The 14,544-nt window shown below is 72.2% G+C and carries 11 protein-coding genes; 6 read left to right on the plus strand and 5 right to left on the minus strand.

Annotation, left to right across the window (positions count from 1 at the left end):
* The first annotated feature begins 433 nt into the window (after positions 1 to 433).
* The 3 genes from rsgA to PH203_RS07640 all read left to right on the plus strand — a co-directional run bounded on the left by rsgA (position 434) and on the right by PH203_RS07640 (position 3,627).
* Entirely contained in the window at positions 434 to 1,519 is a 1,086-nt protein-coding gene (gene rsgA, locus PH203_RS07630) for a ribosome small subunit-dependent GTPase A (protein ID WP_289917784.1), read from the plus strand.
* Positions 1,520 to 1,687: 168 nt separating this feature from the next.
* The gene (locus PH203_RS07635; RefSeq protein ID WP_289917785.1) at positions 1,688 to 3,046 is read left to right on the plus strand and encodes an AlkA N-terminal domain-containing protein; all 1,359 of its coding nucleotides are present in this window, start codon (positions 1,688 to 1,690) and stop codon (positions 3,044 to 3,046) included.
* Positions 3,043 to 3,627, plus strand: coding sequence for a methylated-DNA--[protein]-cysteine S-methyltransferase (locus tag PH203_RS07640; RefSeq protein ID WP_289917788.1), 585 nt, complete (start codon positions 3,043 to 3,045; stop codon positions 3,625 to 3,627). Before PH203_RS07635 ends, PH203_RS07640 begins: the two co-directional genes overlap by 4 nt.
* On the opposite strand, the gene PH203_RS07645 is transcribed toward PH203_RS07640, so the two are convergent.
* From PH203_RS07645 to PH203_RS07655, 3 genes are all read right to left on the minus strand, one after another.
* A complete protein-coding gene (locus PH203_RS07645) occupies positions 3,566 to 3,934 on the minus strand; it encodes a PPOX class F420-dependent oxidoreductase (protein WP_289917790.1) in 369 nt (122 codons plus the stop codon). The genes PH203_RS07640 and PH203_RS07645 overlap by 62 nt on opposite strands.
* Positions 3,935 to 4,000: 66 nt before the next feature.
* Positions 4,001 to 4,483, minus strand: a complete 483-nt coding sequence (locus tag PH203_RS07650) for a DUF456 domain-containing protein (protein ID WP_289917792.1) — start codon at positions 4,481 to 4,483, stop codon at positions 4,001 to 4,003.
* A gap of 36 nt (positions 4,484 to 4,519) precedes the next feature.
* Positions 4,520 to 5,554 carry a LuxR family transcriptional regulator gene (locus PH203_RS07655; protein WP_289917794.1) on the minus strand — a complete coding sequence of 345 codons (1,035 nt, stop codon included), beginning with the start codon at positions 5,552 to 5,554 and terminating at the stop codon, positions 4,520 to 4,522.
* Between the two features lie 225 nt (positions 5,555 to 5,779).
* Here PH203_RS07655 and PH203_RS07660 point away from each other — a divergent pair, with 225 nt between their 5' ends.
* The 3 genes from PH203_RS07660 to PH203_RS07670 all read left to right on the plus strand — a co-directional run bounded on the left by PH203_RS07660 (position 5,780) and on the right by PH203_RS07670 (position 12,814).
* Positions 5,780 to 9,472 (plus strand): S8 family serine peptidase, encoded by a 3,693-nt coding sequence (locus PH203_RS07660; protein ID WP_289917796.1) that lies wholly within the window; start codon positions 5,780 to 5,782, stop codon positions 9,470 to 9,472.
* Positions 9,473 to 9,652: 180 nt separating this feature from the next.
* Complete coding sequence (locus PH203_RS07665) at positions 9,653 to 11,044, plus strand: protein phosphatase 2C domain-containing protein (protein WP_289917798.1); 1,392 nt, start codon at positions 9,653 to 9,655, stop codon at positions 11,042 to 11,044.
* A 27-nt stretch (positions 11,045 to 11,071) separates the two neighbouring features.
* Complete coding sequence (locus PH203_RS07670) at positions 11,072 to 12,814, plus strand: pyruvate dehydrogenase (RefSeq protein WP_289917800.1); 1,743 nt, start codon at positions 11,072 to 11,074, stop codon at positions 12,812 to 12,814.
* Here the strand turns inward: PH203_RS07670 and PH203_RS07675 are convergent.
* Entirely contained in the window at positions 12,811 to 13,050 is a 240-nt protein-coding gene (locus PH203_RS07675; RefSeq protein WP_289917801.1) for a hypothetical protein, read from the minus strand. The genes PH203_RS07670 and PH203_RS07675 overlap by 4 nt on opposite strands.
* 53 nt (positions 13,051 to 13,103) lie before the next feature.
* Positions 13,104 to 14,540: a transcriptional regulator gene (locus tag PH203_RS07680; RefSeq protein ID WP_289917804.1), complete on the minus strand. Its 1,437-nt coding sequence runs from the start codon at positions 14,538 to 14,540 to the stop codon at positions 13,104 to 13,106.
* Between the last annotated feature and the right edge of the window lie 4 nt (positions 14,541 to 14,544).

A 14,544-nucleotide genomic window follows, 5' to 3' on the forward strand; every position in this document is an offset into this window, starting at 1 on the left:
TGGTGCACCGTGCCCGCCATGGCTCCGCGGTGGGCGGACACCTCAAGAACACTAGGGGCGGGGCAGGGGAATGGTGTCCGTAGTGCGACATTGCCAACTGAAGGCGCATTCCTGACGGAATGTGCTCATGGGCTGTCGCGCGGCGCAAGAACCCGAGGCGCCCCTGCACTCTGCACAGCCCTCTTGCCGGGTCCCGTAATTCGATGGCGCCGCCCCCCGTCCACGTCTAAGCTCCATCCTGTTCGAGCGGCAACCGGTGTTGCCGCCGGTGACCTGGCTTTGTCGAGGAGGTGTGACCGATGGCTGTCGTCGAGATGGGCGCTGCCCGCATCCGCAAGTTCATCAAGTCCACCTCCGTGGCCTCCGGCTGACCTCTCTTCTTCTCCCGCGCCAGTGAGCGCGGTGCCGGGGCCGTTCTTGTGAAGGGTCACCGTTGACTTCCACCTCTGTTTACTCCGCGCTCGCTCCCTACGGCTGGGACGACGCATGGGCGGACGAGTTCGCCCCCTACGAGCCCGAAGGGCTTGTGCCCGGACGGGTGATCCGGGTCGACCGCGGCCAGTGCGACGTACAGACCGCCGACGGTCTGCTGCGCGCCGACACCGCGTTCGTCACCCCGCACGACCCGCTGCGGGTGGTGTGCACCGGGGACTGGGTCGCCGTCGAGCCCGGCGGCAACCCGCGCTACGTACGGACGTATCTGCCGCGCCGTACCGCCTTCGTGCGGTCCACCTCCTCCAAGCGGTCCGAGGGGCAGATCCTCGCCGCCAACGTCGACCACGCGATCATCGCGGTGTCGCTGGCCGTCGAGCTCGACCTCGGTCGTATCGAGCGGTTTCTCGCCCTGGCCTGGGAGAGCGGCGCCCAGCCGGTCGTCGTGCTCACCAAGGCCGACCTCGTGCCGGACGCGGTGACACTCGCGCATCTCGTCCAGGACGTGGAGATGACGGCACCGGGGGTGCCGGTGCTGACCGTCAGTGCGCTGGACGGGGACGGGCTCGACGTGCTCGTGGCCGTCGTCTCCGGCGGTACGAGTGTGCTGCTCGGGCAGTCCGGTGCGGGCAAGTCGACGCTCGCGAACGCGCTGGTCGGGGAGGACGTCATGGATGTCCGGGCCGCCCGGGACGTCGACGGGAAGGGGCGTCATACGACGACCACGCGCAACCTTCTCGCCCTGCCGGGCGGGGGAGTGCTGATCGACACCCCGGGGCTCAGGGGGGTCGGGCTGTTCGACGCCGAGAGCGGCGTCGGGCAGGTGTTCTCCGAGATCTCCGAGCTGGCCGAACAGTGCCGGTTCCATGACTGTGCGCACGAGGCCGAGCCGGGGTGCGCGGTGCTTGCCGCCGTCGAGGACGGTTCGCTCGCGGAGCGGCGGCTGGAGAGCTACCGGAAGCTGATCCGGGAGAACCAGCGGATCGTGGCCAAGACCGATGCGAGGGTCCGTGCGGAGCTTCGGCGGGAGTGGAAGCGGCGGGGCGCTGAAGGCCGGGCGGCGATGGAGTTCAAGCGGGGCCGGTGACGCCGTAGGGGTGCGGGTGATTCGCGGGCCGCAGGCCGTATGTGGCTGGTCGCGCCCCGCGGCGGAGCCGCACATCGATACAGCCCCGCGCCCCTTTCGGGGCGCTCCAGTGCCGTGTCTGAAATCCGCCAGCCATACCCCTGTCCTCGTCGCACACTGGACCTTGTGATGGATGAAGACAGCAGGTACGAGGCGGTGCGCAGCCGGGACGGGCGGTTCGACGGGGAGTTCTTCTTCGCCGTCGAGACGACCGGGATCTACTGCCGCCCCAGCTGCCCCGCCGTCACGCCCAAGCGGCGGAACGTGCGGTTCTTCGCCACGGCCGCCGGGGCGCAGGGGGCGGGGTTCCGGGCCTGTCGGCGGTGCCGGCCGGATGCCGTGCCGGGGTCGGCCGAGTGGAACGTGCGGGCCGATGCGGTCGGCCGGGCGATGCGGCTGATCGGGGACGGGGTCGTCGACCGGGAGGGCGTCGCGGGGCTCGCGGAGCGGCTGGGATACAGCGCCCGGCAGGTGCAGCGGCAGCTCACCGCCGAACTCGGTGCCGGGCCCGTCGCCCTCGCCCGCGCCCAGCGCTCGCACACCGCGCGCGTGCTGCTGCAGACGACCGGGCTGCCGGTCACCCAGATCGCGTTCGCCTCCGGGTTCGCCAGCGTGCGCCAGTTCAACGACACGATCCGGGCCGTGTACGCCGCCACACCGAGCGAGCTGCGTGCCGCCGCGCCCGCCTCCCGTCGTACGGCCACTCCGGCGGCCGGGGTCCCGCTGCGGCTCGCCTACCGGGGCGCGTACCGGTCCGGTGCCGTCTTCGACCTCCTCGCCGCCGAGGCCGTACCCGGCGTCGAGGAGGTGAGCGGCCCTCGCGGGAAGCGCACCTACCGGCGCACCCTCCGTCTTCCGTACGGCTCCGGGATCGTCGCCGTCGAGGAACCGCCCCGCGGCTGGCTCGACGCCCGGCTCCACCTCACCGATCTGCGGGACCTCACGACCGCCGTGCAACGGCTGCGGCGGCTGTTCGACCTCGACGCCGATCCGTACGCCGTCGACGAGCGGCTCGGCACGGACTTGAGGCTCGCCCCGCTGGTCGCCGCCCGGCCCGGGCTGCGGTCGCCCGGAGCGGCCGATCCGGAGGAGCTCGCGGTACGGGCACTGGTCGGGCCGGCCGAGGCCGAACGGCTCGTGCAGCGGTACGGCAAGGCCCTCGACGCGCCCTGCGACGGCCTCACCCACCTCTTCCCCGAAGCGGCGGTCCTCGCGGAGGCCGAACCCGGCGGCCCCCTCGGCACGCTCACCGCCGCCCTCGCCGACGGCGCCGTACGTCTGGACCCGGGAGCCGACCGCGACGACGCCCAGACGGCACTGCTCGCCCTGCCCGGCCTGGACGCCCGTACCGTCGCCGTCATCCGCACCCGTGCCCTCGGCGACCCGGACGTGGCCCCGCCCGGTCTCGACATCCCCGACAGCTGGCGCCCCTGGCGCTCCTATGCCGTACGACACCTGCGCACCGCAGGGGAGTTGGAGTCTCGATGACCGCCCGTACGACCCTCCACTGGACGAGCGTGGAAAGCCCCGTCGGCTCCCTCCTCCTCACCGCCGGACCGACCGGTGTCCTCACCTCGCTGTCCGTGCCGGGGCAGAAGGGCGGCCGTACGGTCCAGGACGGCTGGGTGCACGACCCCGCGCTCTTCCGAGAGGCCGAGGAGCAGCTCGCCGCCTACTTCGCCGGTGAACTGAAGGAGTTCCGGCTGGAGTTCAGGGCCGAGGGCACCGAGTTCCGGGAGCGGGTCTGGGCCGCCCTCGACGACGTTCCCTACGGGGCGACCACGACGTACGGCGAGATCGCCGCGCGGATCGGGGCGCCCAGGGCGGCGGTGCGGGCGGTGGGCGGTGCGATCGGCGCCAATCCGCTGCTGATCGTCCGGCCGTGCCACCGGGTGATCGGGGCGGACGGCTCGCTGACGGGATACGCGGGCGGTCTCGAACGCAAGACGGCACTGCTGACTCTGGAGGGCACCCTCCAAGGCCCCCGCCGTCCGGTCCTTCCGTCCCTCAGTCCTCCAGCCCCCAGCTGTGGATCCGCCGCGGATGGATCCGGATCACCTCTTCGCTGAAGTGGGGCCCCAGCTCATGGGGCCCCACCAGCAGCTCCGCGTCCCCCCGGACATCGATCCCGCGCACCTTCCAGGGCCGAAGGCTGACGATGTCGTCGACGACGAGTGCGACCTTCGGGTTCTGCTGCAGGTTCCGCCACTTCTTGCTGCGCCCCATCTGATACCCCCCGACCAGGATCGTCCCGTCGTCCTGGGGGAAGAACCCGACCGGGTTCGCCTGCGGCTGTCCCGCGGGGGACACCGTGGCCAGCCGCCCCAGCCGCTGCGACTTCAGATACGCACGCTCGGCCTCACTGAATTCGGTCATGCGGCCACCCAAACACGCCCGCCCCACCCGCACATCGGCTCGTGGGCGTAGGGCCGCGGCCCTACGTCACCCCCAGATCACCGCCCCCAGCCACGCCCCGGCGATCAGCAGACACGTGAACAGCTCCGCCAGCACACTGGACCCGCCCGACCGCATCACCGTCCGCAGCGCGGCCACCGCCTCCCCGTGCCGGCCCAGCCGGAGCCGTTCGTGCAGGTAGACGCCGCCCATGAAACCGGGGATCGCGCCCAGCACCGGCACCAGGAAGAACCCGAGGAACGCGCCGACCCCGGCGTACACCCCCATCCGGGGCGTCGCCCCGCTCGTCCGCAGCCGTCGTGGCGGCAGTGCCCAGCGCACCACCTGGGACAGGAACAGCACGACGGTGGCCCCCACCAGCACCCACCAGGAGACCGGCTGCGGATCCTTCAGCGCCCACCACAGGACCGCGGCCCACACGAGCCACGACCCCGGCACCCCGGGCACGAGTACTCCGCACAGGCCGAGCAGGAGGACCAGGCCGACCAGCAGGAGGTCCCACACTCCCATTCGTCCAGGGTGCAGGACGGTCGGAGAAACCGCAGGTCAGGCAGGTTCGCCCAGGTCGCTTCCGGGAGCCGAGGCCGCAGGCGGGCCGGTCCGGTCCCGCGCCACCCATCCCCGCTCGTACGCGTGCCACCCCAGCTGCAGCCGGGTCGTCACCCCGCTGAGCTCCATCAGCCGCTTCACCCGGCGCTGCACGGTCCGCAGCCCCAGGTCGAGCTGTTTGGCGACGCTCGCGTCGGTCATCCCGGCCAGCAGCAGGGACAGCACCTCCAGATCGGTGCCGTCGGGGCCGTCCGCCTGCTCCTCGGTGACGCCGGAGGCTCCCAGCCGGAGCGGCAGCGCGTCCCGCCACACCGATTCGAACAGGGCCGACAGCAGCTCCAGCAGGCCGCTCGCGTGCACGACCAGTGCGGCGGGCTCCGCGGTGGGTGAGGTCAGCGGCACGAGGGCCTGGGCGCGGTCGGCGACGACCAGTTTGGTCGGTACGCGGTCCACGACCCGTACCTCCTCGTCGCGGCCCAGTGCGGCGGAGAGCTCGGTGATGCCGTGGGGGAGGTCCAGGACGGACCGCTCGACGGCGACGCGGTAGCGCACGCCACGCCCGGCCGCCTGCTCCTCCGCGTCGTTCTCCATGCCCGAGACGACCGCCGGGTTACCGGTGACCAGCGCGCACACCTCCTCGCTCGCCCCGAGCTGGAGCTGGAGGAAGCGCTGGGCGACCGCGCTCGCGCCGCTCACCACCTCGACGAGGTCGTGCACGGCCGGTTCGGCGGCGGCCGCCCGGTACTCCTCGGCGAGCAGCGCCGCCGCCAGCCCGGCCTTCTCCAGCTCGTGCCGCCGCTGGGTGAGCAGTGCGCCGAGGGCCACGCCGGGCGGCGCGGCGACCCAGCGGCCGGGGCGGGCCGAGGACTGGGCCGCGAGTCCGTGCTGTTCCAGGCGGCGCAGGGCGCGCTCGGTGTCGTGCTCGGCGAGCGTCAGCCGCCGCGCGAGATCCGGTACGTCGGCTGCGCCCACGGACACCAGCGCCCGGTACGCGGACTCGTGTCTCTCGTCCAGCCCCAGCGCGCCCAGCATCGAACAGCCCCTCCCCAGTGGTGCCGTGGCGGAAATCGGCCACGGCGCAAACCCGCCTCGGCACATCATCGCCGCACCAGCCGTCACTCTGCCAAGGTGGCGCCACCGCAGCATCAACCACCGTCCGTAATGCCCCTCTTGGGCTCCTTCGGCCTGCGCGTTTCGCGTGCGCGGGCGGTTCGCAGGCAGTCCACGGGCATACGGCGACACGGCAGGAGAGCGATCTTGGCGAGAGCGATACGCCGGACGGCCCTGGGGGCGGCGACCGCCGCCGTCCTGGCCGTCACGACCGCCGCGCCCACCCACGCGGCCGAGGCACCAAGGCCGCTGACCGGCAGCCGGGCCACCCCCGGCTCCGGCTCCGTCGTCACCCTGGTCACCGGCGACCGGGTGCTCGTCACGCCGGGCGGGGCCGTCGCCCTGCCCGGCGAGGACGGCACGACTCCCTTCACCCAGACCCGCCAGTCCGGCGACGATCTGTACGTCTATCCCGAGGGCGCGATCGAGGCGCTCGCCGCGGGCCGCGTCGACGAGGAGCTCTTCAACGTCACCGGTCTGGTCCGGCAGGGCTACGACGACGCCCACAGCGACTCCCTTCCGCTGATCGCGACCTACGACCGGGCCGTCACCGCCCGCAGCGTGCCGAAGACCCCGCGCGGCGCCGAACGCGACCTCGTCCTCGACTCGATCGACGGTGTCGCCCTCGACGCGGACAAGAAGAAGGCCGACGTCTTCTGGGCCGATGTGACCAACGGGTCCGTGGCGAAGCTCTGGCTCGACGCCAAGGTCGAGGCCACCCTGGACCGGTCGACCCGGCAGGTCCACGCCCCGGAGGCATGGGCCGCCGGCTACGACGGCAAGGGCACCAAGGTCGCCGTCCTCGACACGGGCGTCGACGCCGACCACCCCGACCTCAAGGGCCGTATCACCGCGTCCCGGAACTTCACGGACTCCGCCGACGCCGACGACCACCAGGGCCACGGCACCCACACCACCTCCACCGTCGGCGGCACCGGCGCGGCGAGCGACGGCAGGAAGAAGGGCGTCGCCCCGGGCGCGGACCTCCTCAACGGCAAGGTCCTGAACGACTACGGCTACGGCGAGACCTCGTGGATCATCGCCGGCATGCAGTGGGCGGTCGACCAGGGTGCCGACGTCGTCTCGATGAGCCTCGGCAACCCGGACCGGACCGACTGCACCGACCCGATGGCCCAGGCCACCGAGGAACTCGCGAAGTCGAGCACGGACACCCTCTTCGTCATCGCCGCCGGCAACACCGGCCCCGGCAACAACACGGTCTCCTCGCCCGGTTGCGCCCCGAGCGTCCTCACCGTCGGCGCCGTCGACCGCGACGACTCCACCGCCGACTTCTCCAGCCGCGGCCCGGCCTACGCCTCCCACACCCTCAAGCCCGAGATCACCGCCCCGGGCGTCGCCATCTCCGCCGCGGCGGCGGGCGGCCGCGGCGTCTACGCGTACCAGTCCATGAGCGGTACGTCGATGGCGACCCCGCATGTCGCGGGTGCCGCCGCCGTCCTGAAGCAGCGTCACCCCGACTGGAGCGCCCGGCAGCTCAAGGCGGCCCTGGTCTCGTCGGCCGACGCGGACATCCCGGGCGACGTCCGTGAGACGGGCGCCGGACGCCTCGACGTGAAGGCGGCGACCGACCAGACGGTACTGGGCGCCTCCGCCGTCCAGGCCGGCTCCTTCAACTGGCCGCAGGACAGCAGCGATCGCACCACGGTCTCCGTCCCCTACACCAACACCACCGACAAGGCGGTGGAGTTGAGGCTGTCGGTGGCCGGGGTCACCGGCAACGACGGCTCCACCGTCCGCTCGCCCGTCGCCCGCCTGGGCGCCGGACCGGTCAGGATCCCGGCGGGCGGGACGGTCGAGGTCCCGCTCCGCATCGACCCGACCGCGACCCTCAAGCGCGCTCAGTACGGCGACATCACGGGCCGGATCCTGGCGACGGCCGACGACGGCACCTCGGTCTCCACCCCCTTCGCGCTCTACGTCCAGCCGGAGACGGTCACCCTCCGCGTCAAACTGATCGACCGCCTCGGCGACCCCGCGACCGGCTCCTCCTCCGTCGACCTCATCGGCACCGACGACGCGAGCGGTGAGCGCCGCTTCAACGACGGGGCGACGGACCAGACGTACGAGATCCGCCCCGGCAGCTACTTCCTCTCCAGCTTCATCACCACACCGGAGACCGACGGAACCCTGCTCGACTCCCTCTCCTATCTGGCCCGTCCGCAGCTGGAGATCCGCGGCGACACGACCGTCGTCCTGGACGCCCGCAAGGCCCACCGCCTCAGCGTGCGGACGGACCGGCCGTCCGAACTGCGCGCCGTCACGCTCGGTTTCGCCCGCTCGTGGGACGACACCTGGCTGCACGGCGGCACCGCGGCGGCCGGGCGCTCGGTGCGCGGCTACTACGCCTCCGTGACCGGCAGGGCCACCGACGGCACCTTCGAGTTCGACAGCTTCTGGCGCGCGGCGGCCCCGCAGATCACCGAACTCGCCGTCGTGGGCGGCCGACAGCTCCACCCGGTCACCGCGTCCACCAGCTCGGCCAACCTCGACGGCAAGGGGCAGGCGCCGCTCTTCGACGCCAAGTCCGGTACGGAGGAGGAACTTTCAGGAGCCGACGGAAAGATCGCGCTCGTGAAGCTGGAGGACAGCGGCAGCGCGTACGAGGTCGCGACGCGGGCGAAGGCGGCCGGTGCGGTGGCGGTGCTCGGCTATCGCGAGGCGCCGGGCCGCTGGTATCCGTCGGCGGGCTTCACCGGCGGCGAGCTGCCGGTCCTCGGCATCCCGACGGACGAGGCACGGGAATTGCTCGCAGTAAATAACGTGACCCTGCGGTGGACGGCCATGGCGAAGAGCCCGTACGTCTACAGCCTCGCCCACCCGGAGACGGGCCCGGTCCAAGGCGACCGCACCTACCGTGTCCGGGACCGCGAACTGGCGGCGACGACAGCGACGTACAACTCGATGGCCGGTACCGCCACCGACCACATCGATCTGCAGTCGATGACCCGCCCGAGCGGACTGGCCGGCTACTTCGGTGAGATCGAGACGGTCCCCGCGCCCTTCCGGCGCACCGAGTTCCACACGCCCGGCAGCACCGGCTGGCAGCACGAGGTGTCCAGCAGCTTCCCCTGGGGCGAGTTCATGATCGACCCCGTGCGGACGTACGAGAAGGGGGAGAAGCGGACGGAGGAGTGGTACGGCGGCGTCCTGTCGCCGGTGACCCCGCTCGACCCCGAGGGCGAACAGGCGCTCGCCGCGGAACGCCAGGGCGATCTGATCGGCGTGGCGCCCGGCTTCTGGGGCGACGGCCAACACCAGGGCGTCCAGGGCAGCTTCGGCGACATCGGCAGCATGCTGCTGAAGCGGGACGGTGAGGTGATCGGCGACAGTCCCTACCCGTTCGGGGTGTTCACCGTCCCCGCGGACCCGGGTGACTACGAACTCACCCTCGACACCGCCAAGTTCGGCGCCCCGGCCCGCGCGTGGAAGCGCTCGACGGAGACCTCGACGACCTGGTCCTTCCGCTCGGCGCTCGACGAGAACGCCTACTCGCAGGGCATCCCGCTCCTGTTCCCGCGCTACGACCTCCCGGAGGACGGCCTCAAGACACTCGCCGCCGAGAAGGGCCGGATCGTACTGACGGCGACCGGCCACGCGGGGTACCGGCCCGGCGAGTTGACCTCGGTGAAGCTGGCGTACTCGTACGACGGCGGGGCGAGCTGGACGCCGGCGCGGACGGCGAAGAAGGGCGCTGTGTGGGAGGCGTACGTCGACCACAGCGCGGCGACAGGCAAGCAGGTCACACTCAGGACCGACTTGACCGACGCCAACGGCAACTCGGTCAGCCAGACCGTGGTCCGGGCCTACGACGTGCGTTAGCGCGTCAGGGGATGCAGGTCCGGGTCACCCGGTGTCGCCGGGCGGTTCTCCCGTGGGGGGTGGAGCCGCCCGGCGACGCTTTTCGTACGACCGTTCCCCGACTCACCCGCTCTGCGGCGAGCCGCCGCTTTTTCCGGATGCCCCGTTTTCATCCGGCCCGTGCGGTGGACAATTAGGGGCATGAGCCAGCAGGGGGGAAGGCCCACCGGTCACGAGGACGACTGGTGGGGTCAGCTGTACGACGACGACACCGAGGACGCGGGCCCCACCGCCGCGCCCGACTCACTGGACGACAGGTTCGCGTCGGCGGCGGACACGGTGAACACGGGGGTGGCGGTACCGCCACCGAGGGCGGCGGACTCCGGACTTACTGAGCGTTCTGAACCTCCCGAGCCTTTTGCATCTGCCGAGCCTGCGGGCAGTCGTGCCGCTGGGGCGGCACGGGTGGGTGCTGGGGGTCCCCCCTCTGGGGGAGGCACCCCGCAAGCGCGGGCGAGCGAGACCCACCCGCCCACCGAAGACCAGGGTGACGAGGAACCCCCGTCCACTGAAGCGCCCCCCATCCGCACAGCAACCCGCCTCGACATCCCCACCATCCCTCCCGCCACCCCCGTCGACTACGTAGGCTCCGGCCCCCCGACCTACGACGCGGAACCCACCGCCCTCCCACCCGCGGACCCCGACGACCTGGACGACCTCGTCGCCGACACCGTCCTCGACGGCGCCCGCTACGGCAGCTCCACCCTCCGCGCCGCCTCCGTCCGAGGCGACTCCGCCCGCTTCCGGGGCGAACCCCGCAGGGACTCCCTCCTCACCGCCCGCTTCGGCACCGGCGACCAGGCCCTGGTCCTCGTCGCGATGGCGACCGGCGCCCGGGCCACCCCCGGCGCCCACCGGGCCGCCGCGGAGGCCTGCCACTGGATCGGCCGGGCGGTCGGCCGCAGCCACGCACGGCTCGCCGAGGACATCCGGGCCGCCCGCCGCGGCGACCTGAAGTCGGGCCTGCACCGCCTCACCGACCGCAGCCTCGGCAAACTCCGCGCCAGCGCCGCGGAACAGGGCCTCGACCCGGAGGAGTACTCCGCGACCCTGCGCTGCCTGCTCCTCCCCGCCGACCTCCACTGCCGTACACGCGTGTTCTTCGGCGTAGGCGCGGGCGGACTGTTCCGGCTGAGGGACGGCGAGTGGCAGGACATAGAGCCCCGCATCACCGACACCACCGGCGAACCGGTCGTCGGCTTCGGCTCGCTCCCCGCGGAGACCCCCGAGGGCGACCGCCTCACCATGGACCTCGGCATCCCCACCCCGCCCAGCCCTTACGAGGCCGCCCCCGAACCACCCCGCGAACCCTTCCGCTTCCGCGCCTCGGTAGCCCGCCCGGGTGACACGCTCCTGATGTGCAGCGGCGGCCTGGCGGAGCCGCTGCGCGGTGAACCTGAGCTGTGCGAGTACCTGACGGGCAGGTGGTCAGGGCCCACCCCGCCCGGCCTCGCCGCGTTCCTCGCCGACACCCAGGTACGGGTGAAGGGCTACGCCGACGACCGTACGGCCGCCGCCGTGTGGGAGGCGTGACGGCGGGGGTTGTGGATTGATGGACCCATGGCCAAGCAGAACGTCGCCGAACAGTTCGTCGACATCCTCGTCCGCGCCGGAGTCGAGCGCCTCTACGGCGTCGTCGGCGACAGCCTCAACCCCGTCGTCGACGCCGTGCGCCGCAACGCCGCCATCGACTGGGTGCATGTCCGCCACGAGGAGACCGCCGCCTTCGCCGCGGGCGCCGAGGCCCAGATCACCGGGAAGCTGGCGGCCTGCGCCGGTTCCTGCGGCCCCGGGAACCTGCACCTCATCAACGGCCTGTACGACGCCCACCGGTCCATGGCCCCGGTCCTCGCCCTCGCCTCGCACATCCCCTCCAGCGAGATCGGCCTCGGCTACTTCCAGGAAACCCACCCCGACCAGCTGTTCCGCGAGTGCAGCCACTACAGCGAACTGATCTCCAACCCCAAGCAGATGCCGAGGCTGCTTCAGACCGCCATCCAGCACGCGGTCGGACGCAGCGGCGTCAGTGTCGTGTCGCTCCCCGGAGACATCGCCGACGACCCCGCCCCGGACAAGCCCCTGGAGACCGCCCTCGTCACCTCCCGGCCCACGGTCCGCCCCGGCGACACCGAGATCGACCGCCTCGTCGAGATGATCGACGCGGCCGACAAGGTCACCCTCTTCTGCGGCAGCGGCACCGCCGGCGCGCACACCGAGGTCATGGAGTTCGCGCAGAGGATCAAGTCCCCGGTGGGACACGCCCTCCGCGGCAAGGAGCACATCCAGTACGACAACCCCTACGACGTCGGCATGAGCGGACTGCTCGGCTACGGCGCCGCGTACGAGGCCACCCACGAGTGCGACCTGCTGATCCTGCTGGGCACCGACTTCCCGTACAACGCCTTCCTCCCCGACGACGTCAGGATCGCCCAAGTCGATGTCCGCCCCGAGCACCTGGGCCGCCGCTCCAAGCTCGACCTCGCGGTGTGGGGCGATGTGAAGGAGACGCTGCGCTGTCTGACTCCGCGGGTGCGGGAGAAGCAGAACCGGCGCTTCCTCGACAAGATGCTCAAGAAGCACGCCGACGCACTGGAGGGCGTCGTCAAGGCGTACACCCGCAAGGTCGACAAGCACGTCCCGGTCCACCCCGAGTACGTGGCCTCCGTGCTCGACGAACTCGCCGACGACGACGCGGTGTTCACGGTCGACACCGGCATGTGCAACGTCTGGGCCGCCCGTTACATCTCACCCAACGGCCGCCGCCGCATCATCGGCTCCTTCTCCCACGGCTCGATGGCCAACGCGCTGCCGATGGCCATCGGCGCCCAGTTCGTCGACCGGAGGCGGCAGGTCGTGTCGATGTCCGGCGACGGCGGATTCACCATGCTGATGGGCGACTTCCTGACGCTGGTGCAGTACGACCTCCCCGTGAAGGTCGTCCTCTTCAACAACTCCTCCCTGAGCATGGTCGAGTTGGAGATGCTGGTGGCGGGCCTGCCCTCCTACGGCACCACCAACAAGAACCCCGACTTCGCCGCCGTCGCCCGCGCCTGCGGTGCCTACGGCGTGCGCGTCGAGAAGCCCAAACAGCTCGCGGGCGCGCTGAAAGACGCCTTCAAGCACAAGGGCCCCGCCCTCGTCGACGTCGTCACCGACCCCAACGCCCTCTCCATCCCACCGAAGATCAGCACCGAGATGGTCACCGGCTTCGCCCTCTCCGCCTCGAAGATCGTCCTCGACGGCGGCGTGGGACGGATGCTCCAGATGGCGCGGTCCAACCTGCGCAACGTGCCCCGGCCTTAGGGCCGCTGCCGGTCGGCCGGCCGCGCGGCCGGTACGAACAGGCTCAGCCGGTACGTGGTCGGATGCGCCAGCCGCCCGCAGAGCACGTCGATCCGGGTCAGCTCCCAGTCGATCGGCTCCTCGGCGGAACGCAGCGCGCGCAGCCGCGCATGCCACTTGGACTCGTCCTGGGTTTCGAACAGCACGGTCCAGTCGCCCGTGCCGGGAGCCGTACGTGCCGCGGACCGCCGGCTCAAATCCTGCTGCCGGCGCTTCCTCTTCCCCTGTCCTGGCATCCGTCGGCCCCGCCCTAGCTCCCCGGCACCCACTTGCGGGCGTCCGTGTCGTACGAGTACTGCGGCAGCTTCTTGTCGGCCGTCGTGCGGAACGGTTTGCCGCCGTCGTCGATGCGGACGGTGTCCGCCCGGCCCTGGGAGGACCAGTCCAGTTCCAGGTACCAGCTGCAGTCGCAGGTGACGGTGCGCGCGGTGACCAGGAGGACCTCGGGGTCCTCGGCGGAGACCCGGTAGGGCATCCGGATCGCGGGGATCTCGTTCTCGCCGTCGTGGCCGGGCACCGAGTGGGCCACCGGACGGTCCGCGTCGAGGTCCACGGAGAACTCGCGGGGGGTCAGGGCTCCGCCGCAGCCGTTGTCCATGGCGTACGAGTTGCCCTCGGCCGGGGCGGCGCGCTGGACGACCCGGACGCGCAGCGCCTCCAGGACGACGGCCGTCGAACTCCGCCCCTGCACCGAGATCTGCACCATCGTGTTCCCGCCGTGCAGCGCGCCCTCCGCGGACGCCCAGACCGCGGCGTCCTGGGCGGTCGGGGGCGGCGGGACCTGGGACGACGGCCGGTCGATGACGTAGTGGTGGCCGCAGCCCGCGTACCAGACATGGGAGTTGACGGTCCAGGTCAGCGGCACGGCGGCCCCCGGCCCGGCGCCGCCCGTGGGGCTGCCGGTGCCCTTGGCGGACGGGGCGGCGGTCGCCCGGCTGCCGGTGCCTGGGGACGGGGAGGCCGAAGTCCGGCCGGGGGAGGGGGAGGAACTCGGCGGCTTCTTCGAGGAGGACGGGCCCGGCGACATCGGCCCCCCCGAGCTGGTACGGCCCGGGTCGGTGGGACGTACGGAGTCGGCGGACGACGAGCGGTCGTTGTCCGACAGGGCGGACAGCCCGGCGAGCGTGACGGCGGACGCGACCGCCACGGCCGACGTCACGAGGACCCGCCGGCGCCGGTACCAGGGGCGGACCCTGACGGGGGCGGCATTGCCGACCTGCACGGCGGCACCCGCCACCTCGTCGGAGCCTGCGCCGGCATCGCCGTCCGAGGTGCCCGTGCCGGTATCGCCGTCCGCGGCGCCCGTGCCCGTGTCGGCGCTGTCCGACGCCGCCGCGTCCGGGACCGACGCAGCCTCGTTCGGCGCCCCACCCACTTCCTTCTCCGCCGCCGGCTCCGTCTCCTTCGCCACCGGCGTCCGAGGCCGCTGCCTCGCCGCCACCGCCGGCAGCCACAGCCGGTGGAGCTCCAGCCGTTCCTCCGGTGTCGCCCCGCACAGCGCGGCGAAGCGTTCGACGGGGGCGAAGTCGACGGGGACCGCGTCACCGGCGCAGTAGCGGTGCAGCGTGGAGGTGTTCATGTGGAGGCGCCGGGCCAGCTGGCCGTAGCTGCGGTCCGTGCGTTCCTTCAGCCGTGTGAGCAGCGCCGCGAACTCCGCGACCTCGTGTGCGCCGTCCTGTCCCGACACCGAC

The organism is Streptomyces sp. S.PB5, assembly GCF_030403745.1.
Lineage (GTDB): Bacteria > Actinomycetota > Actinomycetes > Streptomycetales > Streptomycetaceae > Streptomyces.

Excerpts from the sequence above, each read along its gene's own strand:
- PH203_RS07645 (WP_289917790.1), bottom strand. The coding sequence starts at position 3,934 with ATGACCGAATTCAGTGAGGCCGAGCGTGCGTATCTGAAGTCGCAGCGG.
- PH203_RS07650 (WP_289917792.1), bottom strand. The coding sequence starts at position 4,483 with ATGGGAGTGTGGGACCTCCTGCTGGTCGGCCTGGTCCTCCTGCTCGGC.
- PH203_RS07635 (WP_289917785.1), top strand. The coding sequence starts at position 1,688 with ATGGATGAAGACAGCAGGTACGAGGCGGTGCGCAGCCGGGACGGGCGG.
- PH203_RS07640 (WP_289917788.1), top strand. The coding sequence starts at position 3,043 with ATGACCGCCCGTACGACCCTCCACTGGACGAGCGTGGAAAGCCCCGTC.
- PH203_RS07665 (WP_289917798.1), top strand. The coding sequence starts at position 9,653 with ATGAGCCAGCAGGGGGGAAGGCCCACCGGTCACGAGGACGACTGGTGG.
- PH203_RS07655 (WP_289917794.1), bottom strand. The coding sequence starts at position 5,554 with ATGCTGGGCGCGCTGGGGCTGGACGAGAGACACGAGTCCGCGTACCGG.
- PH203_RS07670 (WP_289917800.1), top strand. The coding sequence starts at position 11,072 with ATGGCCAAGCAGAACGTCGCCGAACAGTTCGTCGACATCCTCGTCCGC.